We start from the raw sequence: 25,622 nt of genomic DNA on the forward strand, positions 1-25,622 counted from the left end.
CTCCGCGCTGTACTGCCCACAATGTCACCCGCAGTTATCTCCGTCTATGAGACGTTTCAGATCTTTAAGATTCCATGATTTCAGGATTTCAGGATTTCGGGTCCTTTGCAACATATCCTCCGCCCTGATATTCCGTCTCATCTGCTTATCCGGCGCTCCCTTACGTTTCGCTTCTTCCCATAGTTCTGCTGCGTCGTCCTCCGGCCGGTACCCAATCTTCTGTGCCAGATACCCAATATCATAATAATTGTCCGTATTCGCTGATGTTCCATATAGATTAACATACTTCATGCTCGAATCCGCCTCAATGCAGCACTCGGCAAGCTGGACCATATCTCTGGGAGAGATCCAAATGTGTGCGGAACGCTCAGAGTGTGGATGTGCATCGCCCGAGAAGTTGCCTATTCGAATATTGAATGACGACAAGTCATATTTATCCACGTAATATCGCCCAAGCAGCTCTATATAACATTTGCTGAGCCCATAGAAACTGTCTGGCCGATATGGATCATCCACTTCGATATCTTCTCCTGTTGGATAAAACCCTGTCGCATGATTTGAACTCGCAAAAATGACCCGCTGTACACCGTTCAACCGTGCAGCTTCATACACATGGTAGGCCCCTGTTACGTTGATCGGCAGGACTTTGCCCAGAAAATCTTCTTCATCCTTGGCCCATGCAATATGCAGCACCGTCTGAACCCCCTGCATTAGCTCTTTCAGTCGTTCTCCGTCGGTCACATCCATCGCTACAATGCCTGCTTGAGGATCATCATGAAGATCGGCAGCCACAATGTCATACTTGCCCTTTCCCCTCAGTCCCTCCAGCAGACTGCGACCAATGATTCCTGCTGCTCCCGTAATCAATATTCTGTGCTTCGAGTTGCTCATGGATTTAGCTCCCTTCGCTCTATTACGATCCTATAGAACATTATTAACCGTTAGAGCGAAGGATTTACCTGATCCAATAAAGGCCCCGTATATTATCCCATCAAGTACCGCAAAATCATCATTGCCACAATACCGACAAGTACGGTTCCGAGCAGACTTCGTGTCCAGATGGCTACTGCAAACGTAGGCAGTGCTGCCCACAGAGCTGGATTGTGTGTAATCGGCACCAACTGGTTTTCCGCCATAAACAGTTCCTGACCAATCAGTGCCGCCATGACCGCCACGGGTACATACTCAAGCCAGCGTAATAGCCATATCGGAATCTGTATTTTACTGAACAGCATGAGCGGCAATACGCGCGGGATGAACGTTAACAAAGCCGAGCCCATAATAATCCAGAATACATCCCATCTTACTTCCATCGTTCCATCACTACTCCCATCGTTGCCGCAATGACCGCAGCCACAATGACACTCATGCTGCCAAGCGAAGCCATGCTGGCGAAGATTACACAGATCACGGCGATGATCGCCACATTGATGTGCAATTTTTTATTTTTGCGCTGCATCAGTTGAAGCACTACCAGACCAATAAACATTGCAGGCAGGGCAAAATCAAGTCCAAGCCGCTCGGGATTGGTTATCCAGCGTCCAAAGTACGCCCCCGCCATATTCGCCACAAACCAATTCAGATATGCTGTAATATTCAGACCGTGCATCCAGCGCTCACTCAGCGTTTTCCGGCCAATCGCTCGCGTCATCGCCACGCCAAAGGACTCGTCGGTAAGCAGCGAACCGATCCACATATTTTTAAGCGGCGTCAGATGACGAAAGTACGGTGATACGGCTGCACTCAGCAGCAGATGGCGAAGATTCACGAAGAATATGGTGAAAATGATAGCAGTCGCTGAACCACTCGAGGCAAGCATGCCTGCGGCAATAAACTGAGCCGATCCGGCGTATACAATCAGACTGAGCAGAGCCGTTTCCGCCAAACTTAAGCCTGCCGTCATTTCAATGACACCCGCTGCAAACCCAATACTTAAATATCCAAGCAGTGTTGGGATACAGTCCTTAACCCCTTGCATAAATGAAGCATCATCCAACACCTCTTCGGTATTTGCGGGCCCGGATGTCAGTGGTATGGATTTATCCAAATCCGGTTCATCCCCTCTCCATGTCATCCACATCTTGCGGATTACTTTTAATTTAGAAATATACCACAGGATAAGACATTCAGGGAGAGACAGATTCACTTTTACAGAACAGATGCGTTTCGAGTCTTCATAAAACGTTGATTAACGAAGAACACCAACGAGAAAAAAGACTGCAGGGTTTACAACCCCACAGTCTCCTTCGAGAAATGCTATTGAACTATAACTTGAATTTCTCAATCATGCTTTGCAGATCTTCAGCCATACGGGACAATGCCGCAGAAGAAGCTGCAACCTCTTCCATTGTAGCGAGCTGCTCCTGAGCAGCAGCTGAACCATCCTCGGTTCCTGAAGCAATCTGATTGGATAATTCAATGGTGGCGTTCACTTCCTTGGACACATGACTCATGCCTCCATCAATCTGACGGGAAGCTGCCGACACTTCTCCAGCTTGTGCAGCAACCATCTGCACAGCACTACGGATATTTTTGAAGGCCTCTCCCGCCTCCGTAATCATTTGCGTACCTTTAATCATGCCTTCTCCTGTAAGGGCAAAGGTAGACTGTACCGCATTTGTCTTCTCTTGCATCTCACGCATAAGTTCATTAATACGTTCGGCAGCACTGCCCGAATTGTTGGCTAGCGATTTTACTTCATTGGCCACGACAGCAAAGCCTCGACCTTGTTCGCCTGCTCTTGAAGCTTCAATGGATGCGTTCAAGGCAAGGATATTGGTCTGTTTGGCGATGTTGGTAATCTCGGCCACAATCTCAACAATCTCTTCATTTTTCGCTCGAAGATCCTGAATGACAGCAGCCATGGCCTCACTCTCATTATTCACCTTCTGAATATGAGCAACCGCCTCTTCCACCGTAACCATACCCGCTTCGGACTTGGAAGATGCTTCTACAGCTATGCGAGCCGTGTCTTCAGCACTCGATGAGATTTCTTTGACCCCTATAGACATTTCACCGACGAGTTGACCTGTTGCAGCAAGACTGGCGTTTTGTTTGTTCGTTCCTGACGCTGCATCCTGCATCAATTCGGCAACCTGTTCCGTCGCTCTGGATGTCTGTTCAGAACTCGCCATCAGCTCCTCAGAGGATGCTGCTAGCTGGCTCGATGTATCATGTACTTCGCCCAGAACGTTACGAAGCGATGAGGTCATGGTATCGAAGCTTGCCCCGAGTTGTCCAAACTCGTCACGGCGCTGTAAACCTACACGAACTGTCAGATCACCCGCGCTTACTTTGGATGCCGCTTGCGTTAGTTGCAACAATGGACGATGAATACTGCGAATAATGAACACGAGCAGAATAATACCAATGATCAACGAGGTCCCTACTAGAGTGTAGGCACGAATCAAGATCGGTCTTACTGCATCCGCTGCTTCAGAAGGAACCATCTCACCGACAATTTTCCAGCCTGTTTCGGGATTCGTGTAGAATACGGCTTCCAATTCTTGTCCATCATACGTGTACTTTACAGTTCCTTGTTCTTTTGTATACATCTCATTAATGTAGCTCTCATTGGACTGCACACCGGATTCGATATTGTAATGGAACAGGAACTTCCCGCCGTTATCCAACATATACAGTTTTCCCTTTTCACCAATATGTATCTTATCAACGGATTCTTTCAAATGATTGAGACTTACATTGGCTCCAATTACCCCTTTACCATCGGCCAGCTTGGCAGCGGCGGTGACAACCCATTCACCTGTGGTTACCGACTGGAACGTGTCGGAGATAATTGGTTCATCCTGTGACATGCCCATCGTATACCAGCTGCGTTCCCGTGGATCATAGATCTGCGCTCCGGGATCAGGTGATTTCATCCAGCTGCCATCTTCAGCACCTACTGTTATTACACCCAATTCTTTGTGAGCTTTGGACATACGATCCATTTGTCTCTGAACAGCTGGTGATTTATTGATAATATCTGTTGAAGTAATACCCGCTGCAAACTGTGCTGCGTTATCCTTCTCCATATCCAGCATTTGAGTAATCTGCAGACTGAGCATTTCCGTTTTGGCCTGTGCAGAATGAATGATTTCTTCTCTGACCTGGTCTGCTGCTTTTAAATAAGACAACCATCCCACGCTAATGCTCGGTACAATCAGGAACAAGAGCAACGAAGCGATCAGACGTTTCTTAACCGTTAATGTAAACCAATTGCGAATCCTTTTCTTCATTTAAATATCCCCCATCATCATCTTCACCCCTTTTTTATCGGACAAACGTAGTAAAAATATTATGTATGGATACTAAAATGAATCGAAATTACATTATTTTTGTTAGGATAATAGAAAATGATGCTCATTCCCCGTTTTGACCCCCTCTTCGAGATCGTTTACAATATCTCATAAGCTGGTTATCCATGAAACGACTGGAAGGAGAGGATTCGAATCTTACGCAAGTCACATGTGCAACAACCTGTTACCAGATTATATTCATCTATGTTCCGTATTCTGTTAGCCCTCATTCTTTGTGCAGGCCCCATTATGGGTCAAGGCAGTTTCACGGCATCTGCAGCACAAGAGGCGCAAACAGTTCACATTGAAGTAAATGGTCAAGAGCAATCGTGGAAAAACGCCCCCCTTGTATACAAAGGTACAACGTATGTTCCATTGCGAGATGTGGTTACCTCTGTAAATGGCACCTTGAAGTGGGAAGCTCGTACCAAAACGGCTACGATTACCGTTGGTCGAGACAAGCTGGTTCATCAGGCTGGCAGTGACTTCATCAAGGTTAATCAGGTTCGTCTGTCCTCCGGTGTGCAATCTCGCACTATTAATGGCACCCTAATGTTACCTGTCCGTGCGCTTGCCAATGCACTCAAGGCGGATATTAAAGTACAACGTACAGCCTCAGGGCAGATGAGTGTTAATATTGAGACGGACAAAGTAAGCCTATTAAATAGTCAAGTCGCCAGTGTAGACAGCTATTTGCGCGAAATTAATTTTCCCGGCATGGCTCTGATTGCCCGCAATGGAAAAGTCCTGCTTCGCCAAGGCTACGGACTAGCGGATGAACAGACGCTGAATCGTCCGGATCAGAAGACCAGAATCGCCTCTCTGAGCAAATCCTTCACCGCAGCTTCCATTCTCAGCTTGGTGGAAAAAGGAAAGCTCGATGTGCAAGATCCAATATCCAAGTACATTTCCGGTATACCGAAGGGAGATCAGATCACGCTCCATATGCTGTTATCCCAGACTTCAGGTCTTCCATCCGCCTTTGGCAGGGGTGAAGGCACTTCATTGGAAGAAACGGTAGAGGAAATCCGGCACAAAACATTGAAATTTGAACCGGGTAGTGCTTATTTGTACAGTAACAGTGGTTATGTTCTGCTGGCCTATGTTATTGAACAGGTGTCTGGCATGAGTTATGCCGATTATGTACAACAGACCATTCTGAAGCCGCTCGGCATGAAAAACTCCGGAGAAGCTTCCCGCAAGGTCCATACAAATAGCGGATTCGTTGCGGAGAATAAACAGTGGGTGACTGCCCCTTATTATGTTTCACAATCAGGTTCAGGGACGATCTACTCCACTGTGGACGATTTGCTGAAGTGGGATCGGGCACTGTACACGGACAAAATTTTGAGCCAGGATACGATTGAACAGATGTATGAACCGTATTCGGATAAAAATTATGGCTACGGCTGGATTCTCAAGGAAAACGATCAGAATCGTACCGTCTTCCATAACGGTAGCGGCGGTGGTTTTGCCACTGCGTTCTCACGCAATTTAACTGACGATGTTACCATTATTCTGCTTGGTAATCATGCGGGTATGGATATGACTTCGCTCATGGATGAAGTCGAGGCTAAGACAGCTCAGGCACTGAATCTGCAATAATTTTGTAATTATTCATTAGATATAGCAGAAGGGACGGTCCATTATAGGATCGTCCCTTCTGCTATATTGGTCTTCATCATCCGGATTATACTTTCGCTCGTTCGTCATTTAACGCCTGTCTACTTTATAGATACAGGAAGTTTCCCGGCAAAAGGAATATGCCCCATTAACGCCCGAGCGGCGCTATCCATGGCAAGCGGCCTGCTCTCGTACGCTGCCACATACACCTGTACCTCCGGGATCGCAAGCAGATCATAGGGACTGCGGAGCGCCACAACAGCGAGTGGCTTGCCCAATTGCTGCAGCCAGCCGATCAATCTGCACTGCGGATCACCAGAGGCACTGCCTGCATTATACGTCCCCACCACAATCTGGCGAACGTCATCCTCTTCGGCAGCTTGAAGCAGACGGGCAGAACGAATGGCAACCTCCTCTGGCGTGACTGTTACTTCGACCACATCCAGACCGCAGTGCGACAATGCCGAACCTAGAGTAACTGCCTGAGTCAGCTGTTCGTCGGCAATCGTTGTCACAGATGTAGCAACTGTTATGACCAATGTGCGTTCCGGCTTCAAAGGCAGCATGTTCAGTTGATCACGCACCAGCGTGATGCTGTTCTCACTGATTCGTCGAGCCACGGCTTGGTGTGCCGGTTGGTTACGCTCTTGACGCTTTAATGAAGCCGGGGCAGTTGATACCTCAGCGGAGAATGAAGTCGACACCGCACCGCGCACTTCATCTTCACCTGTGCTTATTCCCTTCTCCAGCAGGCCTCGTTTTGCCTTGTACTTCAGCAACCGGGTTACAGATTCGTCAATGCGAGCCTCGCTGATTCGCCCGCTCTGCACGGCTGCCAGCAGCGCTTCAAACGCCCCTGCCTGAAGATGAGCTGTGTGGCTGATTAACACCAGATCTGCGCCTGCCTCTACCGCCATCACAGCTGCATCGACAGTGCCATAGTTGGCGGCAATCGCGTCCATCTCCATACAGTCCGTTACAATCATGCCGTCATACCCTAGCTCCTGACGAAGCAATCCACTTAACACGGTTCGCGATAGTGTCACAGGCAGCCGCTCCGGTTCCAGAGCCGGAAAATAAATATGTGCCGACATCATCGCATCGACACCCGCCGCTATGGCAGCCCGGAACGGAATCAGCTCCACATGCTCTACCCGTTCTCGATCATGGGTGATGACCGGGAGATCCAGATGCGAATCGGTATCCGTATCCCCGTGACCCGGGAAATGTTTGGCTGTCGCAGAAATGCCAGCATCTTGTACTCCCGCAATGCTGCTGGCCCCGTACGCTGCCACGGTCTCCGGTGATTCTCCAAATGAACGCACACCAATTACCGGATTGGCAGCGTTGTTGTTTACATCCAGGACCGGAGCAAAGTTCATGTTAATTCCCATGGATCTCAGCTCCACCCCACTGATATAGGCTGCCTGGTATGCATCCTCGATGGAACCCGCTGCGGCAATCGCCATCTGTCCCGGCATCAGGGCGATCCCTTCGGTAATCCGCGCCACCATGCCGCCCTCCTGATCAATGGATATCCAGAGCGGCACATTACCGCTATCGATAGCAATCCGTTGCAGCTCCGACGATAGCCGCTCTATCTGCTCGGGTGTCTCAACGTTGCGCGCAAAATAGATTACGCCGCCAATGGGATACTTTCGCAGAAAAGCATCCACTTCACCGACAGCCTCGGTGCCCTGAAAGCCGCAAAGCAGCATTTGTCCAATTTTCTCACGCAGGGTCATCTGTTTCAGCTTCAACGCGTATATCTCTTTTGGCTTACTCATTCCATGCCTCCTCCCCATGACAAACATCATCCGTACATTACGCGACATTCTATTGATGAATTTCACTCTTTATGGGTATAGCAAAAACGGCTTCCGCCGTTCCTTCCACTCCTCTGCCTCTGCGTTCCAATCTTCCATCAAGCGTACTAATTCTTCACGGTCATGAATGACATCCCTGACTTTCCTGCCTCCGGTCAACAGATCAATAAAATAACGGGAACCCGGCTGTGGCGGCTCCAACCAGCGAAATTGCTCCGGATAGAGCGATGCCAGTTCATGCAAAAGTACCAGACCTGTATCTACCGCCCGGAATGCCCTGCTGTCTGTCACGAAAATCCTCACACCTCCACACAGCTCACCTGCATGTTTGGAGAAGGTTGGCGAGATGTACACTGGATGCACATGTACACCCTCCAGTTTGTGTTCCCGAAAGCGTTCCGCCAGTCGTTCACCCTCAATCCAGGGTGCTCCAATCCACTCAAATGGGCGGGTCGTGCCCCTGCCCTCTGATACATTGGTGCCTTCGAACAGGCAAGTACCCGCATACACCCGCACACTGTCCAGGGTGGGCATATTGGGAGAGGGCAGCATCCAGGGAAGCTCACAATCCGTAAACTCCATGGAGCGCCGCCATCCTTCCATTGCAATTACATCCAGCTCACAGGGCACCTCCATCTCACTGTTGACCAACAGGGCCAATTCACCTACTGTCAGTCCAGTGCGGACAGGAACACGCCAAGCACCAACGAGTGATTCATACCCCGCGCTTAGCAGGCCACCTTCTACCGTATCCCCACCCAGCGGATTGGGACGGTCCAGCACCAGCAGGCGTTTGCCTGCTTCGGCACAGGCCTCCATCATGTGGAACAAGGTTGATGCATATGTGTAATAACGGACGCCCACATCCTGGATGTCAAACAGCACCGTATCCACCTCAGCCAGCATCGCAGGCGTAGGTTTCTTGTGTTCCCCATAAAGGCTGAACACAGGGATGCCCAGACGTGGGTGCACTGTATCCCCGAATCGGACACCAGCTTGGAGCTCACCATCCAACCCGTGCTCACACGCATAAAGCGCTGTAAGCTTGGCACCTGCCAAGCTGGCACAAACATCCACCGTAGAGACAAAGTTGGCCGTAATACCCGTAGGGTTTGTCATCACTCCAATACGCGCATCCGTTAACCATGGGTGGGAGAATCCTCCCGACAGAAGATCAACTCCAGTTTTTACACTCATCACACATTCCCCTGGCTGATCCACCCCGTATGTTGGTGGTCATTGCCGCCAGATGTGGCTGCTTCCTCTTCGGGTTCAAGCACATTAAGGGCGACCTTATGCTGATAGATGGCAAACATGCCCGCGAACAGCGCTCCGAAGCCAACAACCGTCAGCATTAGCAGAGCCGTCAGGCACAGCGCCTGAAAACAGGCTCCCATCGTGTATCCCGGATGACGGAAGAATAGCTTCACACTCTCCCCCATTGCCTGAATGATGCCCATATTCTTTTGCAGGACAAGCTGCCACGTATAGAACTGCGACATCAGCGCCATGAGGACGAAGAACGTTTGGAACATACTCACTGCTGTACCTGTAATCCCGCCCCGTCCGCCGTAATACCACCAGGTAGACCACAGAATGAAGCCGAGCACCGCAAAAAGCACACCGACTGCTCCTCCCGGGATGAATCCCTTCATCGTTCCGTTCCAGATATCCTTAAGCCCATTGCGGCGTTCCTTGCGTTCCAGCCTGTGATGTACGGCATAACTGACACCGAACAGGATTGGCATATAAATCACGGCCAAAAGCAGAACCGCGATTGGCAGCGGAGCAAACATCAGAATGGGTACCAGCACGATGGAGCTGACAACACTGTACAGGGCCACCGGAATAATATCCCGATAGATTTCCGCCCCCGTCTTGACCAACACTTCACTCAGCTTACGCATTTTCATTCTCCCTTCTATATAAGTTGGACCACACATGTATTCGATAACGGAGAAGACAGAACTAATCTGGAAAAGGAAGAGTTCGCTCATAAGGACTGTCTAACGTCTCTGTGATTCGTTACATTTCAAACCGGTGCAAATGGGAGCGAATAACGTGTGTAAGGTTCGTTAAAAATTCACGCTCATTGCTTATAGGACAGCCCTGCTTACTCCCGTCCAATCGCCAGTTCCGTCTCCGGGTCAAAAAAGTGCGCCTTACGCAGGTCCAGTACAAAATTTTTGTCCATGCCTACATAAGCATGTGTTTCCGGGTGAACCTTGGCCGTAACGGTACGGGCACCCGAATGGAAATACACCAGATTTTCGGAACCCAGATGCTCTACTACCTGAACCGGCGCCTGCAGCATATGATCTGTCGGGATATTCGGAGCGACATCGTCACCAAAAATATGCTCTGGACGCAGCCCCATAATTACAGGCTTGCCCTGATGGCTTTGAAGACGAGCGAGTATATCTTCGGGCAAGGTGAATGATGCACCGTCCACGACAACCTGCGTGCCTTCAATCCGGGCATCAATGAAGTTCATCGCCGGGGAACCGATAAATCCGGCAACAAACATATTACGTGGATTCGCATATAATTCTTTCGGTGAAGCCACCTGCTGAATATCTCCATGATTCATTACCACGATGCGCTCCCCAAGTGTCATGGCCTCCACCTGGTCATGCGTGACGTATACAATTGTGGCACCGAGCCGCTTATGCAGTTCGCCCAATTCCACCCGCATCTGCACCCGCAGCTTTGCATCCAGATTGGAGAGCGGCTCATCGAACAGAAACACCTGAGGATCACGGACGATCGCACGCCCTACCGCCACACGCTGGCGCTGACCACCGGACAGCTCGCGCGGTTTGCGCTCCAACATCGCCTCCAGCCCCAGAATGGAGGCAGCATTCTGTACCTGTTCATCAATATAGGATTTTGGCTTCTTGAGATTTTTCAGACCAAAGGACAGATTCTCACGTATCGTCATGTGCGGATAAAGCGCATAATCCTGAAATACCATCGCGATATCGCGATCCTTCGGATGCAGATCATTCACGACCCGTTCCCCGATGACAATATCGCCGCTCGTCTGTTTTTCCAGTCCCGCAATCATCCGCAGTGACGTTGTCTTGCCACAGCCCGAAGGACCCACAAAAACCACGAATTCCTTATCTTCTATAACAAAGTCCGAGCCGGCCACAGCCGTGAACGTTCCTTTATGATCGTCTTTGAATTCTTTGCGCACTTGGCGAAACTCCACGCGTGCCATAGGTAGATCCCCCTTTACGTTGTCGCTTGTCCTGAACTATATAAGCTCCACTAACGAATATTTACACGGGCACTCCGATGACAGAACAACCTTCCGATCGCTGTTATCCCCAGATTTCTTTGATTCCTTTATAAAAGGGGAAATCCGGTGATAGCGTATGCTTCCGATGTAGCTTTCTTTTAGAAAGCTTTTAGGCGAACGCTTTCGCTTCTTCAGGTTATTTCTGTCCTCTCCGTTATGGTGTAAATGTTTAGTTGAACATATATAGGAATTAACCTTTTACTGCACCGATCGTAATACCCTGTAGGAAATAACGTTGCAGTGAGAAAAACAGAATGATCATCGGCAGCGCACCAATCGTTGCTCCTGCCATCATTGCGCCGAAGTCCGTTGATTCGGCATATACGAACGAAGCCAGCCCCACCTGAATGGTGCGCATCTCGTTGGAGTTAGTGATCAGGAATGGCCAGAAAAATTCATTCCACGAAGCTACAAACGTGAAAATCGCCAGCACCGCGATCCCTGGCTTCGCCATCGGCAGGATTACTTTCCAGAAGATGCCGAACTCACTGCATGCATCAATACGTGCCGCATGAATCAGCGATGTGGGCAGCGTTGACATGAACTGTTTCATCAAGAAAATGTTGCCCACACTGACCGCAGCAGGCAGAATAATGGCCGTATACGTATCCCCTAGGTCAAACACGTTGACCATCAGAATGTACAAGGGAATCAGCGTCACCTGTGCCGGAATCATCATCGTGCCCAGCAAGGTCCAGAATACCGCCTGACTTCCCGGAAATTTCAGTTTGGCGAACGCATATCCCGCCAGGGAAGCGAAGAACACATTTGTTACGGTCAGAATGACCGCGATAAGCAGCGAGTTAAATAGCCAGCGCCACGCATCGGTTTTGGCAAAAAAGCGCTCATATGGTGATAACGACAGCTGCTCCGGGATCATCTGCGGTTTGAAGGAAGCCGACATCGCACTATCCTGCACCGAACCGACCAGCATCCAGTACATCGGAATGACCGTCACCAGTGCCCAGACCACCAGCAAAATGGATGCAACGACAAGCAGTGTCTTTTTCTGAGTTGATTTCATGGATTTCATTCACCCCCCGGATGCTTAATACTCAATATCGCTGGAGAAATATTTGAACTGTATGACGGAGATGACAATGATGATAATCGCCAGTACGAACGACTGCGCAGAAGCCAATCCGAACTCATAGAACTTGAATGCCGTCTCATAGATCAGATAAGCGATTGTTGTTGTCGCAAAGTTCGGTCCACCCTGTGTCATCAGATACACCGAGATGAACACCTGGAAAGACGTGATCACACCTGTCACGAGCAGATATAGCGTCGTTGGTTTGAGCAGCGGCCATGTAATCTTGCTGAACTGGGTCCAGCCGCTGGCATGATCAATATCCGCCGCTTCGTACAGCGATTTCGGAATACCGCCCATGGCTGCCAGATACAGAATAATGCCCGCTCCGTGCGATCCCAGCCAATTCATCAGAATAAGTGAAAAGAGTGCAGTTCCCGACTGGCCCAGCCAGATCACCGGATCAAGGCCGAACAGGCTGAGGAAGCGGTTCAGTAGTCCCGAATCTGTCGGGTCAAAGATCGCCAGCCATACGATGGAGATGGTTACCCCAGATGCTACCGCAGGCAGGTACAATGTTGCTTTGAAGAACGTCTGCCATTTGCTTTTCATCTGGAAGATGAAGTAGGACAGTACAAATGTAATGAGAATATTGACCGGTACCGTACCCACAGTAAAGATGAGTGTATTTTTAATCGACTTCCAGAACGTCTCATCCTTCACCAAACGCTCGTAGTTATCCAATCCAACCCACGTGGAATTCATAATGTTGTATTTCTGAAAGCTCATCACGAGAGCCGTCAGAACGGGATACAGTGTGAAAATGAGAAACAGCAGGACAGGCGCCAAAATAAACAAATACGCCCACCCGTAGTCTCGCCAAAACCGGGCAGCCCGGGAAGTCCGGGGCACAGACGGTTTTGGCGCAAGGGCGGTCTGCATGGCGAATCCTCCTCTCCTAATCAGTGTGGTTTTGCGTTATGTTGTATGGTCCGAGTTATTGTCCAAACATCTGCTGGCCTTTGTTCTTGAAGTCTTCTGCGATCTGCTCCGGTGTCTTCTCACCCGAGAACAGCGCCTGAATGTTAGGCTTCACAACTTGTTCCTTGAATTGTTTTTGCTGTGATGCTTTGTCGATATCCAGTTCCAGTACAACCGGCATAGCGATATTCTCTGCCATGACTTTCGCAGCAGCCAGATTATCCGGTTGACCAAGTTCTTTTCCTTTAAACAGATCTACCTGGGATTGTCTTACGAATGGGAGCGCCAGTTCATTGGCCGAGTTCCCTGCTTTGGCACCACTGAGCGCCTCCATGACCAGGAACGTATTTTTGGCATGCTGCTCACCTTTGTCCTTCTTCTGTTTGAAGGCTACATACCCTTCGCCGCCCATCGTTGTTGCCGCAGGTTGATCGTCATTATGCGGTACAGGCAGCAGGACAAAATCAATTTTCTCCCCTTGTACCTTGCCGTCGTCAATATCCTTGTTGCGGTTCTGAATCATCACATCATAATAAGGAATCGCTTTGGAGATGATCGCCGTTTCCCCCGCGTAGAACATATCCGTCCGTTTTGCTGGAGCAAGAGCAGCCGTTTCCTTCGGCATATAACCTTGATCCATCAGATTTTTGATAAAAGAGAGCGTATCCAGAATGCGCCCATCATTCCATTGGAACGTGCCAGCTTTGTCCAGAACATCAATCATGCCGTTGTTTCGGGACAACATTTCAATGAAATCAAGCGAGGTTCCGTCGGTAACCAGTGCATATTGTTTAGCCCCACCATCCAGCGTTTTGGTCAGCTTGGCAGCGACAGCGTTGAATTCGGACCAGGTCCAGCCATTTTGCTGAATGGATTTCCAGTCAATGCCCGCTTCCTCCAGAATGCGTTTGTTGCCACCCCATGCCCATTGGAATTGATACAACGGCAGTCCGTACTGTTTCCCTTGGATCTGACCTAATTCAAGCGTACCTGGCAGATAGTCATCCTTGATCTCAGGTGTCAAGTAGCTGTCCAGCTCAAGTGCCAATCCCGTATTCACATATGTGCCGTCTACACTATGAAAGTAAAGATCCGGCGGGTTGCCCGCGTTCAGAGCGACATCGAATTTTTTGGGCCCTTCCGCCCAGGAGAGCATTTCCGTCTTCACGGTAATGTTCGGGTATTCTTTATTGAAATCAACGATCAGATCCTTCAGTTCATCTTCATATGTCCCATGTACTGGATAAGTCCATACGGTCACCGTATCTTCCGCATTGGGATCATCTGAAGCAGCGCCACCGCTATTCCCGCAGGCAGTAACCCAGACCATCATCAACAACATTGCCCATACCAGACCCTTCTTTTTCATCCCTTCATCTCCTTCGCGTGTCGTCTCCCGATAATAGCATTGCCTAACCATGCTACCCCTTTTGAAATGATCCATCCTTAAACGACTTAACAGATTATTGAGCGTGGCAGTAAGGAAAATGCACCTCCCTTATGGATTAGACCTGAACGTACGCAGGATTAATCTCTTAAATGCAATATTAACGTCAACTTAGTTGACATTAACAGTATTAATTCCTTCCAAAATTGTAGATTGAGTTCATTATATGAGCTATGAAATAAAAATTCAACATTATTTTTTATTATAAAATTTAATTTTACTTTTTCATTTTATGCCTCTATACTATGTAAAAAGAAAACTCAAGCAATCGAGGTGAGCCACTTTGCGAGTATATGTTGGCGTAGATGGAGGCGGTACCAATACTGATGCAGCAATCATTTCTGAATCTGGCGAAATTCTCGCCCGGCTCAGCGGCGGTCCCACTAATCCTCACAGCGTACCACTGGAACAGGCCCTTTCCGAACTGCAACGAGTGCTGGAACAGCTATTTAATCTAAAAAGTGATTTATCGACAAATTGTGAAGGTATATGCCTCGGCATGTCAGGTGTAGATACGATCCAAGAACGGCAACTTATAGCCGACACAGTAACTAACTATATGAAGAGCCGCAATCAACGGGGATCAGAGGGCTGTCCAGTCTGGGTTGTATCCGAAGGAGAGATTGCTCTGATGGCCACTCTCGGACATACTCACGGTGTATTATGCATCTCTGGAACAGGGTCCATCGTGTACGGATTTACGCTGGAAGGCGAGCGATATCGCGTAGGAGGCTGGGGGCATTTGCTCGGAGATGAGGGGAGCGGCTATCGTATTGGGCAGCGTGCACTTCAAGTGGTTATGCAAAGCTATGACGGTGTTCTTCCTCCAACCCGTTTAACCCCGCTTCTTTTAAAACAACTGAACCTTCGGGATATATCAGAGCTAAAGACACGGGTGTATCAGACGGATTGGGGCAAAACCGAGACAGCATCCATCGCCCGCCTTGCTATAGAAGCAGCTGAATCCGGGGATGAGGCCGCGCGGGCACTGATCATCGATGAGGCCGTACAACTGGCGGATACCGCCAAGGCACTGATTGCCCGTCATCCCGAATTTGCATCCACTCAGGTTGTCCTGTCCGGATCGTTGTTTCGATACGCTGCGCTTTTCCGAAATACATTTATCCAGAAGTTGTCGGGATATTATGGAGAGTTGGACTTTGTATATCGTGAAGATGCCCCTGCTCCAGTGATTGGTGCAGCACAACTGGCAAGAAGACGCTGTTCCCTGAATGAATCATTTTAAAAGAGATAAGGAGGCCATACGGATGAATCACATGCTGAACTCACTACTAACGGAACAACCCAATCCACTAACGGATCATATAGATGAATTGCCTTCGGCAGAAATTATGGAGCTAATTAATAAGGAAGATCAACGGATTGCAGAGCTCATTCAGCCCCTGATTCCTGTCATTGCCCAAGCGGCGGACCTGATCTTGGAGGCCTTTCAGTCTGGCGGCAGGCTATTTTATGTAGGCGCAGGTACCAGTGGACGATTGGGAATACTTGACGCTTCGGAATGCCCTCCTACTTACGGAACCCCTCCTTCCATGGTGCAGGGTATTATTGCAGGAGGATTCCGGGCAGTGAAGGACCCGGTTGAAGGTGCTGAGGATAGCGAGGAATTGGGAGCCGCAGACCTTGATGAACATGGAATAGACGAAAACGATGTCGTGGTTGGCATTGCAGCCAGTGGCCGGACGCCGTATGTACAGGGTGCGATGAGACACGCCAAGGAGATTGGAGCTACTGTGATCAGCCTGAGTAACAACGCAGGTACGCCGATGACCCTTTTGGCTGATGTGAGCATCGAGGCTGTTGTCGGACCAGAGGTTGTTATGGGTTCAACACGTATGAAGGCCGGCAGCGCCCAGAAAATGATTCTGAACATGCTCACCACTACCGCCATGATTCGTCTGGGCAAGGTTTACCGTAATTTCATGGTCGATCTGAACCCTTCGAACGAAAAGCTTGTCCATCGGGCCAAACGCATGATCCATCTGGCAACCGGAGCGAACGAAGCGGATATTGAACAGGCTTTTGCCGGTGCAGACGGTCATGTAAAAACAGCAATCGTCATGCTAATGGCAGGCGTGGACGCCGTGGAAGCTCAGCGAAGACTTGATCTGGCTGACGGATTTGTCCGCAGCGCCATTGCGGGTCCTTCCTGAGCCGTACAAGGGTATTTCTAGAGGTTGAAAGAGAAGAGCCCGACATTAGTCTGGGCTCTTTTTATAATTTTTTTTATTATAAAAGCCGCTATAATCCGTCAAAAAAATCCCCTCCTGTAAAAACAGAAAGGGATTCATATGGCTCTACTTCACTTATGCTCCAGAATAGCCTGCCGGCTCTTCTCCAAATATTCCACCGATTGGTTGTAGTCGCGGCTGGCAATCGCCAGATACAAAATGTCGATCACGTTCAGCTGTGCGATGCGTGACGAAGTTGCTCCGCTCCGGATATCGCTTTCGGTGGAAGTAATCATCAGGGGTACATCCGCCAGACTACTGAGTGTATTGCTCCCCCACTTGGTAATGCTAATCGTTGCAGCGCCGCCTTCACGAGCATGCTTCAGACAGGAAATCACGTTCGAAGTCTCCCCTGAATACGAGATACATACAACCGCATCATCTTCGCGAAGCGTCGTTGCAGACGAAATCTGCATATGCGGATCGGCGAACGAAAAGCTTGTGCGATTGATTCGCATGAACTTGTAGTGTGCATCCAGCGCAATCAGGTTGGAGGCCCCCACCCCGTAGAAAAAGATTCGGTTCGCCCGATGAAGCACATCCACTGCCTGCTCTACCAGACGCGGGTCCAAAATATGAACGGTATCCTTCACCGATTGAATATTATTTGCGGACACATGCTGAATAATGCTCTCCATGGAGTCCTGGGGACGAATCTCCGTATATTGGTATTGCTCACCTGTCTGCAAATCTCCGGCAATCTTCAGCTTCAGCTCCTGAAAACCCGTTACACCCAGTGACTTGCAGAGACGGATAATGGCAGCCGGGCTGCCCCCGCTCCGTTCAGACAGCTGTGCCACCGAGGATTGAACCGTCTCTTGGGGATGATCGAGAATGTAAGCTCCGATCTTCCGTTCCGACGGTGTCAAGTCATCCATTAATGCGCGTAAACGTACAAGTCCACCTTTCATGCCTTCCATCCGCTCCTCCTTTCCGTACTGCCTTCATGTACAAGCATTTTATCCTATAATTCCAATAGAGTCTAATTGATTAAACGTCCTTGCATCACCAACTCATTCAAAAGCCTTGCTGCACTACAATGTCAGGTGACCCGATATGACGGCGTGTTTTGCGCCGGTTACTGCCGGGAGCGTGTTCGCTCTACCCATAAGTGCCTCATGACCAAGGAGGGCAAATCCAATCGCTTCGCGGGCATCATCCGGTATACCATAGTCTACTGTTCGCTCCAAACGAATACCTTCCGGGAGTCTCTGACGGATCATCTCCATTAACGTGGCATTGGAAGTGCCACCACCGCAGGCGAGCATAGCCGATATGTGCACCTTGGGCAGGATAAAATCCTTCACTGCTCTCACGATCGTCTCCGCGGTCAGACAAGTGACGGTAGCCAGCGTATCTTCCAGGGATAAGGAACGCGCAGCAGCCATCTCCATCAAGCGTGCTGCATATGCCGCACCGTACACTTCACGACCGGTACTCTTGGGAGGCAGCCTTTTGAAATAGGTATCGTCCAAACAAAGATCTACCAGATCCTGATTGAACCTTCCCTGTGCGGCGATGCTTCCATTTGGATCATAGTGCTGCCGCCCACCTGTCGCCTGGCGTACGATCGCGTCCATCACCATATTGCCAGGTCCCGTATCAAAAGCCGAAATACCTTCATTAGAAGACGCTGATGGCAGCACCGTAACGTTGCCAATACCGCCGATATTTTGCACCAGACGTCCTTCCTCCGGACTGCGGAACATCAATGCATCGGCATAAGGGGTTAGTGGAGCGCCTTCCCCGCCTGCCGCCATATCCCGTGCCCGCAAATTACCGACCACTGGCAGGCCGGTTCGTTCACGTACAACGGCGCTTTCGCCAATCTGTAACGTGGACACCACTGGAAGACTCTCGCCTGCTGGCCCTGGAAAAGCTGAAGCTACAGGTGCGTGCCATACGGTCTGTCCGTGCATGCTGATCGCATCCACCTGCCCGGACGAGATTCCTGAGGATCGAATAAGCTCTTTGACACTGTGAGCATACCACTCCGATACGCCAAAATGTGCAGCCGTCAGCTCATCCACACGTGCCGTCTCCGGTGAACATAGTCGAATTAGCACTTCTCTCAATTCATTGGAGTACGGTACGCAGACGAAGTCAACCAGATCGATCTTTTGCAATGCCCCGCTGTCATCTGTCAGAATACGCACCAATGCCGCATCCGTCCCGTCGAGGGACGTGCCTGACATCAGTCCAATGATGTAATGCTCCCGTTTCAAGCGATATTGCTCCCACATCGGATAGCTGCCTGTATCCATCCATTCACAACCTCCCGCCAGACCCGATGAACACGTCATCCTGCCATAATTTCACCCAGTATATGATATAAAATTTTACAAGTCAAATATTTTATGAAATTTAATTACACTATTCCAGCCTTAGCTAGTCTTTGCTCAAACTGGAATGCTCCCAAGAAGTTTTCTATGAATAAAAATAGATAAATAACGATCAAAAAAGAAACATTTTTACAATTTTACCGTTTATATAACGAAGGTATATTTTGGAATCGATATGTTGAGGGTTATAAACTGTCACCAGCGGAGGGAGATACCAAGATGAACAACGCTGCTATTTGGTTTTCGACTGTGCTATTACTGGGGGGATTGACGGCTACATCGTCATCCATTGTTGGTGCCAAACCAGCTGCACCAGAACGAATTTCACAACTTTCCGTTAATACGACTTCTGTAACTCCTTCCATCTATTCAAGCATCAAACCGTTTAAAAAGAGCAACAGTACCAACAAAATCATCTGGAAAGGAGGAAATATTACTTTAACCGCTACTACATTGAAGTTGGAAGGTAAGCCCACATTTGAACAAAACGTAATTCAATCCATTGTCGTTTCCAAGGGGAGCCAGAAACATACAATTGAAACGAGTAATTTGGAGGACAGTTGGCTCGATATCACAAGTGTTGTTGCATCCAACTCCAATACATGGCTTGCTGTACACGCAAAACGTAGCTCAGGAAACACTCTGATGCTGCTTAACCTTCAAACAGGTGACATGACGGAATTAAATGAACGATTGAAAAAAGCAGGCAAGAAAAACATAGAAACGATTGCCACCTATAACTGGGCACCCAACGAAGATCAGATAGCTTTCTCTTACGGAGATCCCTCCAAGAGCTCACTAGCCATCTACAATGTTCAGAAAGAGAGCTTTATATACCTGCCAAGGGCAACCAATTATATTAGTACCAATCTGATTCTGTGGCAAAAAAACGGAGAAATACTGGATTACATCAGTGAGTACCCATCTGATCAAATGATACTTTATAGGTATAGCATAGAGAGTAACAAGGTGAAGCCTGTTAAGAAAATTAGCCGTAATGAGTTTGCCGAATGGTTCCAGCTGGATAAGTATCCATACAGTAATGATAAATAGTAGAGGTGCATAATGAAGAAAACGATTTTACTCCTGTTTTTAAGTCTGTTCTTTCTGGTTGTACTCCCTCATCAGGGAAATGCCGCTGCAAGCACGTCGAAAATCTTCTTGGACGGCGAGGAATTAATCCTCCCAAGTGACGTTCAGGTGACCATCGTGAATAAGAATGTTATGATTCCGATTCGTGTCGTTGCCGAAAATTTGAAATTCAAAGTGGATTGGAATCAAAATACACGTAATGTAAAGATCCAGCAAAATGACAAAACGATTTCTTTAACCGTTGATCAAAAGCAAGCCATGGTTGCTGACAAGCAAGTTACCTTGAACACAGCCCCACTCATTTTAAATAACACCACGGTGGTTCCCATTCGATTTGTCAGTGAACAAATGGGACTCAACGTGAAATGGAACAACAAGGAGAAGATTGTATACTTAATCAACACCGACACCAGTAAAGTGCCCAATGTTGAGCCGGGCAACGGTTCAGGAAACGGTAACCCAGCAGCACTAACACGTGTTACCGATATCCAATTTGCCAACAATCAGCTGGTCGTGTCTATGGATGGTGAATCCAAACCCGTGATGACGACTTTGAAGAATCCCGATCGTTTGGTCGTGGATCTGCCCGGAGCAGTGTTTGGTGATCTACCGCAACCGTTGAATCAAAACATGAATGGCAAATTGGATGTGGACGCATACCCCAATGTAACGGAAGTTAGATATTCTCTTTTTAAACAAGACCCTGGTCAAGTTCGAATTGTCGTTGAATTGAATCAGGTGAAGGATGTACAGTACAGCCAGAACTTGATTGCCGATAAACTAATTATTGATCTGAATGTTACAGGAGATAATGTCGCCACAGTTCCTGTAACTCCTGTAGGCGATTCAGGACGCAAGGTCGTTGTCATCGACCCAGGCCATGGGGGTAAAGATCCAGGCACAACCAGCATTACCAACAAACCCGAGAAAGAATACAATCTGGCATTGGCTCTCAAAGTACAAGCACTGCTTCTCAATGAACCGGATATCGAATTGGTGATGACTCGTGACGGTGATACTTATCCCACTCGCCCGGAGCGTGTTCGACTCGCCAATCAATTAAACGCAGATGTTTTTGTATCTATCCATGGCAATAATGTAGAGTCCTCGCCCCAGGCGACAGGTACAGAGACGTTCTACTATCAACGCAGCAGCAGCAAGGAATTAGCCAATATTATTCATCAACGTTTAGTTAAAGCCATGGGACTCAAAGACCGTGGTGTGAAAAATGGCAACTTGGAAGTGATCAGAGATACGACCATGGCTGCAGTACTTTTGGAAGTGGGATTCCTGAGTAATGTTATAGATGAAGAACTAATGTCGTCCGATGTTGTTCAGATGAAAGCCGCTCAAGCGATAGCAGATGGGATTAAGGAATATCTGGGTATAAATTAAATGATAAAACATAATGTAAATATGCTGGAGGATGTGATCCATTGAAAACGAAATTGGGATGTGCACTCGTCTTATCCTTCTTAATGATAGTTGGCATTGGTTGTGCTCAGAAGCCAGTCAGTGAATCCGGATCGGCCGAACCTGCTGTTCAGGGGGGACAGTCACCAAACCCATCCGAAACAAAGGTGGATCTGGGCACAATGAACACACAAGCGGTTGAGGTGTATTTCGCAGACGCCCAGGTACTGGAACTTGAGAAAAAAGAGCAGGAAATTGAATACAAAAACGATTCCGAGAAATACAAAAAAACATTTGAAGCTTTACAAAACAATACCGATTCGGAGCTCGTATCCCTCTGGGAAAAAGTCGAATTACTCTCCCTACAGTACGGCGAGGGCAAAGTCACTTTGGATGTTCATATTCCGGATGAGGCCAAATTGGGAACCAGTGGCGAGCTGCTTGCATTGGATGCATTGACCCAGACGATGTTTCAATACAATGAAGTAGAAAGTATCGATATTCTGGTGGACGGTGAAGCCCTGGATAGCTTGATGGGCCATTCAGAGCTGGAGCATCCTATTCAGCGCGAGCCCTAATCTAATTTTAAAAGCCATTGGATGATTTCCGGATGATTCTCTCCTTGAATCCTCTCCCATGCATGATGAGAAGCATAACTTCTCATCATGCTTTTTTTATATAAAAATCCACATTCAAAAAGACGTCCACAGGGACGCCCTACATAGATCCAATCCTTATCAAATTCAACTTATAGATACAGCTCATCTCCAGGAGATAGCGAATGCAAAATCCCTTTCCCCGAGACCGATTTTTCGCTGAGTAAGCCTTCTCTCAGTTTATCCGTCTCTGCCCGGTCCGCATGCACAAGCACCGTATGCCTTGCAGGAACCTGATGCAGCATTTTCTCGACATCCTTCCATCCCTGATGCACCTTATAACGAATTTTCCGTACCTCGCACGCTCCGTGTGTTGCAGGATTCTGCAACAGCCTGTAAGCATAGGTGCCAGCAGAGACATGCCCAGTGAGCAGTACCAGATTATGTTTATCGTCCGCAAACTGGCTATAGTACCAGCGAGCAAGCGAGGACTGCATCATCCCGTCCGGAATGAACCACAAAGAGGCAGCATGTTGATGCAGTAGCCGCTCTCGCTCTTCCTTTGTCACAGGCATCTCCCATCCATGACCCCTCAGGAAACGCCCAATCGCTTCCTTTACAGAGCCCGGAATGTGGTCTTCCTCTTCCTTTAGCCAATATGGCGCACGTAATAGCTGCTTCAGACCGTCCACCAGCCCTTGTTCCACTACAATCGGAATGTCCGGGAACTGCTGCTGTGCCCACAGCATGATTTCCTGACCACGACCTACTGAGGGCATAGGCAATAGCACCTTTCCACCCCGGGCAATCGTCTCATGAATGGCCTGCTCCAGCTGTTCCAGCTTGTTGGCCTGCGTATCGCAATCTGTTCCATAGGCAGCATCCATAATCGCCAAATCCAGAAGACCGGATGAAGATGCATGGATCACTTCTACTCCCTTGGATACGGTATAGGCATCCCCTTGCTGCACCGTTCTACCTGCTGATACGTGAGACCGTCCCCCCCCTTCGGATGCAGCAAAAGGAAGAGTCTGCGACGCGGATGGCTCTCCTGTCAAGACATGCCCACCATTCACGGCGGTTCGTATATCCGTTTTCCAACGTTGACTAACTGGAGTATCGAATCCACGCCTGTTACGTGGTAACTTTGCCTGCCAGAGCGTATCCGCTGGACAATCCTCCTGCAAAAGCATGGATTCGGAAGTGTAATCACCGGAATAAAATATGCGCTTATCCTCCATTTCCAGCCCGAACCATACCGATCCTGCAAGGTGCCCACTACGCCCCCACACCACCGAGACGCCAGGAACCATTTCAAACCAGATTCCACCCTCGGCTTCATCCTCCAAAAATCGGTAGCGAATCAGTTGTTCATCGCCTTCTTCGTATGGGAGGGTGTGTCCTGCCCGCTCCATATTTCTTCGCCAAGCTCTGAAGTAGGTGTCCAGTTGCTCTCTGGTTTCCCGCGTCGTCCATACTTCACCCTGATACCCCATCTTATAAAGCAATGGAATAGCGACAGAATGATCCTCATGGGCGTGAGACAACAAAACCACATCTAACTCCTTAACGATTTCCGATTCAATCAACGGATATTCGCCGGCTCCTTCTTTTTTCACGCCACAATCCAGCAAAAGTTGAACCCGGCTCCCTCTCAGGAGATAGGCAGAGCGCCCGTGTTCCCCGGCGCCGCCCCATACCTTCAGTTTGATCATGATGCATTCCACTTTCTCTTCGAATTCAGAACTTCAATGCCGAGCAGCATCAGTACCGTCATGCCGACAGTAACCACGGCCATCGCCATTCCCAATGAAACCTGACCTTGTTCAAATTGAGCAAAAATATACGTTGCCGATGTCTGCATCGATGGAGGCAAAATTAACAACGACCCTACCAGCTCCCGCGTGGCGATGGTGAATGTCATCATCCACCCGGCCAACATGCCGGGGATAATCAGAGGCAGAAGAATGCGCCGCAGAATATATAGCGGTCTTCCGCCAAAGACCTGACCCGCCTGGAACAACGTTCCATCGATCTGGGTGAAGCTTGATTTGACATACTGTACCGTGTACGGCAAGAAGAGTACCACATACGTCAGAACAACCATTCCGTACGAGTTGTACAGAGTGAACGGCATCCATGGTGAATTCCAGAAAAGGATGAGACCCACCACCATGACAATGCCAGGTACCGTATTCGGTAGCAGACTGAACAGGTCAATGACACGCTGCATAAAGGAAGACGATTTACCAATCGCCAGTGCAAAACCTGTACCGATAATAACCGCAACCGTCGAAGCTGCTAATGAGAGCCCAAGACTGTTCCCGATTGCTTTCATACTGACCGATCCCCAGGACAGCAATTCCCGGTAGTGATCCAGCGTCAGATTGTCGAAGGACAGTCCCGCGCCGCGCAACTTCATGGTCGATGCAGCAATAATGGAGAAATACGGAATGCCCACCGACAGAATCAGCAGCAACGCGAGATACAACCCGCACAACCAACCCGCTCCGCCACGTAGGGAGTATCGTTTGGATCGCTGCCCCTTGCCCCCTACCAGACGGTACGTGAACTTCCGACTCATGGCAGACTGCATGTACCACATCACCAGACAGACCGACAGCAGCACCGATGCGAGCGAGGTTGCCTTACCAAAATCAATCGGCCAACTAGAGATATACTTGTGGATTTCAGAGGTCATGACATAATAACCGATACGCCGCCCGAAGGTAGCCGGTGTTCCGAATTCCGCAATCGTTTTGACAAAGACGAGCATGATCCCCATGCCATAGGAAGACAACAGCAGTGGCAAAATAATGCGTCTGAATCGGTATCCCGCACGTCCCCCGTGCACCGCCCCCGCTTCTTCCAGATTGCCTCCAATGCGAATGATTGCATCCCGAAGCAACAGATACAGGAAAGGGAACAGATGCAGGCTCATAATGAGCACCATGCCCCAGAAGCTGAAGAACAACTCACTCCAGCTCGCAGCGGAAGGCACCCATTGCTGCAGGTATCCCCCTTTTTGCATAAACAGAATCCAGCCCATGGAGCCGATATACGGCGGGGTCATGAACGGAATCATCAGGATCACGTCCACCCAGCGATGCTGACCCATGCGGGTCTTCGCCATCATCCATGCCAGTGGCAATGCCAGCAGCGTTGTTACAGCTACCACGCAGATACCCAGCCAGACGGAATTCAGCAGAACCCCGGATAAATGCTGTCCAGTAATGGTTCGAATCGGAGCCATCCAATCCCATTGCCCATTCGGATACACACTTTGCCAGAAAATCAGCAAGAGCGGTACACCAATGCTTATCGTTAGCAGAAAGAGGGCCAGAATCACGCCCACTCTCCGAAAAATACGGTTGTTGTCTACTACAACAGGTTTCACTACAATTTCACCTCACATGAC

The 25,622-nt window shown here is 49.0% G+C and carries 20 protein-coding genes and 1 pseudogene; 6 read left to right on the plus strand and 15 right to left on the minus strand.

All coding sequences use genetic code 11. From position 1 onward, the window contains the following. Positions 1–88 precede the first annotated feature (88 nt). From ACR1R9_RS25525 to ACR1R9_RS25540, 4 genes and pseudogenes are all read right to left on the minus strand, one after another. Positions 89–891: pseudogene (locus ACR1R9_RS25525) on the minus strand (NAD-dependent epimerase/dehydratase family protein). 92 nt (positions 892–983) lie between these two features. Next, a complete protein-coding gene (locus ACR1R9_RS25530; protein WP_433922382.1) occupies positions 984–1,313 on the minus strand; it encodes an AzlD domain-containing protein in 330 nt (109 codons plus the stop codon). Beyond that, positions 1,304–1,978, minus strand: coding sequence for an AzlC family ABC transporter permease (locus tag ACR1R9_RS25535; RefSeq protein ID WP_076290761.1), 675 nt, complete (start codon positions 1,976–1,978; stop codon positions 1,304–1,306). The genes ACR1R9_RS25530 and ACR1R9_RS25535 overlap by 10 nt, the downstream gene beginning before the upstream one ends. A gap of 286 nt (positions 1,979–2,264) precedes the next feature. Then, positions 2,265–4,238: a methyl-accepting chemotaxis protein gene (locus ACR1R9_RS25540; RefSeq protein ID WP_433922381.1), complete on the minus strand. Its 1,974-nt coding sequence runs from the start codon at positions 4,236–4,238 to the stop codon at positions 2,265–2,267. 231 nt (positions 4,239–4,469) lie between these two features. On the opposite strand from ACR1R9_RS25540, the gene ACR1R9_RS25545 reads away from it, so the two are divergent. After that, positions 4,470–5,903: a serine hydrolase gene (locus ACR1R9_RS25545; RefSeq protein WP_433922380.1), complete on the plus strand. Its 1,434-nt coding sequence runs from the start codon at positions 4,470–4,472 to the stop codon at positions 5,901–5,903. Positions 5,904–6,022: 119 nt separating this feature from the next. Here ACR1R9_RS25545 and nagZ read toward each other — a convergent pair whose 3' ends face one another. The 7 genes from nagZ to ACR1R9_RS25580 form a co-directional block, all read right to left on the minus strand. Next, on the minus strand, positions 6,023–7,708 hold the full coding sequence (gene nagZ, locus ACR1R9_RS25550) for a beta-N-acetylhexosaminidase (protein ID WP_433922379.1): 1,686 nt from the start codon (positions 7,706–7,708) through the stop codon (positions 6,023–6,025). A 69-nt stretch (positions 7,709–7,777) separates the two neighbouring features. Continuing rightward, on the minus strand, positions 7,778–8,944 hold the full coding sequence (locus tag ACR1R9_RS25555; RefSeq protein ID WP_433922378.1) for an exo-beta-N-acetylmuramidase NamZ family protein: 1,167 nt from the start codon (positions 8,942–8,944) through the stop codon (positions 7,778–7,780). Beyond that, positions 8,944–9,654 carry a hypothetical protein gene (locus ACR1R9_RS25560; RefSeq protein WP_433922377.1) on the minus strand — a complete coding sequence of 237 codons (711 nt, stop codon included), beginning with the start codon at positions 9,652–9,654 and terminating at the stop codon, positions 8,944–8,946. Before ACR1R9_RS25560 ends, ACR1R9_RS25555 begins: the two co-directional genes overlap by 1 nt. Before the next feature lie 206 nt (positions 9,655–9,860). Beyond that, entirely contained in the window at positions 9,861–10,970 is a 1,110-nt protein-coding gene (locus ACR1R9_RS25565) for an ABC transporter ATP-binding protein (RefSeq protein ID WP_433922376.1), read from the minus strand. A gap of 271 nt (positions 10,971–11,241) precedes the next feature. Then, positions 11,242–12,075 carry a carbohydrate ABC transporter permease gene (locus ACR1R9_RS25570; RefSeq protein WP_433922375.1) on the minus strand — a complete coding sequence of 278 codons (834 nt, stop codon included), beginning with the start codon at positions 12,073–12,075 and terminating at the stop codon, positions 11,242–11,244. Positions 12,076–12,099: 24 nt separating this feature from the next. Continuing rightward, positions 12,100–13,023, minus strand: coding sequence for a carbohydrate ABC transporter permease (locus tag ACR1R9_RS25575; RefSeq protein WP_076290722.1), 924 nt, complete (start codon positions 13,021–13,023; stop codon positions 12,100–12,102). A gap of 55 nt (positions 13,024–13,078) precedes the next feature. Next, positions 13,079–14,431, minus strand: a complete 1,353-nt coding sequence (locus ACR1R9_RS25580; protein ID WP_433922374.1) for an ABC transporter substrate-binding protein — start codon at positions 14,429–14,431, stop codon at positions 13,079–13,081. A gap of 361 nt (positions 14,432–14,792) precedes the next feature. Between ACR1R9_RS25580 and ACR1R9_RS25585 the strand changes: the two genes are divergently transcribed. Then, a complete protein-coding gene (locus ACR1R9_RS25585; RefSeq protein ID WP_433922373.1) occupies positions 14,793–15,755 on the plus strand; it encodes an N-acetylglucosamine kinase in 963 nt (320 codons plus the stop codon). Between the two features lie 22 nt (positions 15,756–15,777). Then, the gene (gene murQ / locus ACR1R9_RS25590) at positions 15,778–16,683 is read left to right on the plus strand and encodes an N-acetylmuramic acid 6-phosphate etherase (RefSeq protein WP_433922372.1); all 906 of its coding nucleotides are present in this window, start codon (positions 15,778–15,780) and stop codon (positions 16,681–16,683) included. Between the two features lie 149 nt (positions 16,684–16,832). Here the strand turns inward: murQ and ACR1R9_RS25595 are convergent, their stop codons facing one another. Both ACR1R9_RS25595 and ACR1R9_RS25600 read right to left on the minus strand, forming a co-directional pair. Then, positions 16,833–17,672 carry a MurR/RpiR family transcriptional regulator gene (locus tag ACR1R9_RS25595; protein WP_064642976.1) on the minus strand — a complete coding sequence of 280 codons (840 nt, stop codon included), beginning with the start codon at positions 17,670–17,672 and terminating at the stop codon, positions 16,833–16,835. A 123-nt stretch (positions 17,673–17,795) separates the two neighbouring features. After that, positions 17,796–19,025 (minus strand): anhydro-N-acetylmuramic acid kinase, encoded by a 1,230-nt coding sequence (locus tag ACR1R9_RS25600; protein ID WP_433922371.1) that lies wholly within the window; start codon positions 19,023–19,025, stop codon positions 17,796–17,798. Positions 19,026–19,322: 297 nt separating this feature from the next. Between ACR1R9_RS25600 and ACR1R9_RS25605 the strand changes: the two genes are divergently transcribed. From ACR1R9_RS25605 to ACR1R9_RS25615, 3 genes are read left to right on the plus strand one after another with little or no spacing between them, the layout of a single operon-like run. Beyond that, positions 19,323–20,156: a hypothetical protein gene (locus ACR1R9_RS25605; RefSeq protein WP_433922370.1), complete on the plus strand. Its 834-nt coding sequence runs from the start codon at positions 19,323–19,325 to the stop codon at positions 20,154–20,156. A 12-nt stretch (positions 20,157–20,168) separates the two neighbouring features. Then, a complete protein-coding gene (locus ACR1R9_RS25610) occupies positions 20,169–21,590 on the plus strand; it encodes an N-acetylmuramoyl-L-alanine amidase family protein (protein WP_076290728.1) in 1,422 nt (473 codons plus the stop codon). Positions 21,591–21,631: 41 nt separating this feature from the next. Then, entirely contained in the window at positions 21,632–22,186 is a 555-nt protein-coding gene (locus ACR1R9_RS25615; protein ID WP_433922369.1) for a GerMN domain-containing protein, read from the plus strand. 170 nt (positions 22,187–22,356) lie between these two features. Here the strand turns inward: ACR1R9_RS25615 and ACR1R9_RS25620 are convergent, their stop codons facing one another. Both ACR1R9_RS25620 and ACR1R9_RS25625 read right to left on the minus strand, forming a co-directional pair. After that, a complete protein-coding gene (locus tag ACR1R9_RS25620; protein WP_433922368.1) occupies positions 22,357–23,919 on the minus strand; it encodes an MBL fold metallo-hydrolase in 1,563 nt (520 codons plus the stop codon). Beyond that, complete coding sequence (locus ACR1R9_RS25625) at positions 23,916–25,601, minus strand: ABC transporter permease (RefSeq protein ID WP_433922367.1); 1,686 nt, start codon at positions 25,599–25,601, stop codon at positions 23,916–23,918. The genes ACR1R9_RS25620 and ACR1R9_RS25625 overlap by 4 nt, the downstream gene beginning before the upstream one ends. Between the last annotated feature and the right edge of the window lie 21 nt (positions 25,602–25,622).

The organism is Paenibacillus taichungensis (assembly GCF_050994985.1).
Taxonomy (GTDB): Bacteria; Bacillota; Bacilli; order Paenibacillales; family Paenibacillaceae; genus Paenibacillus; species Paenibacillus taichungensis.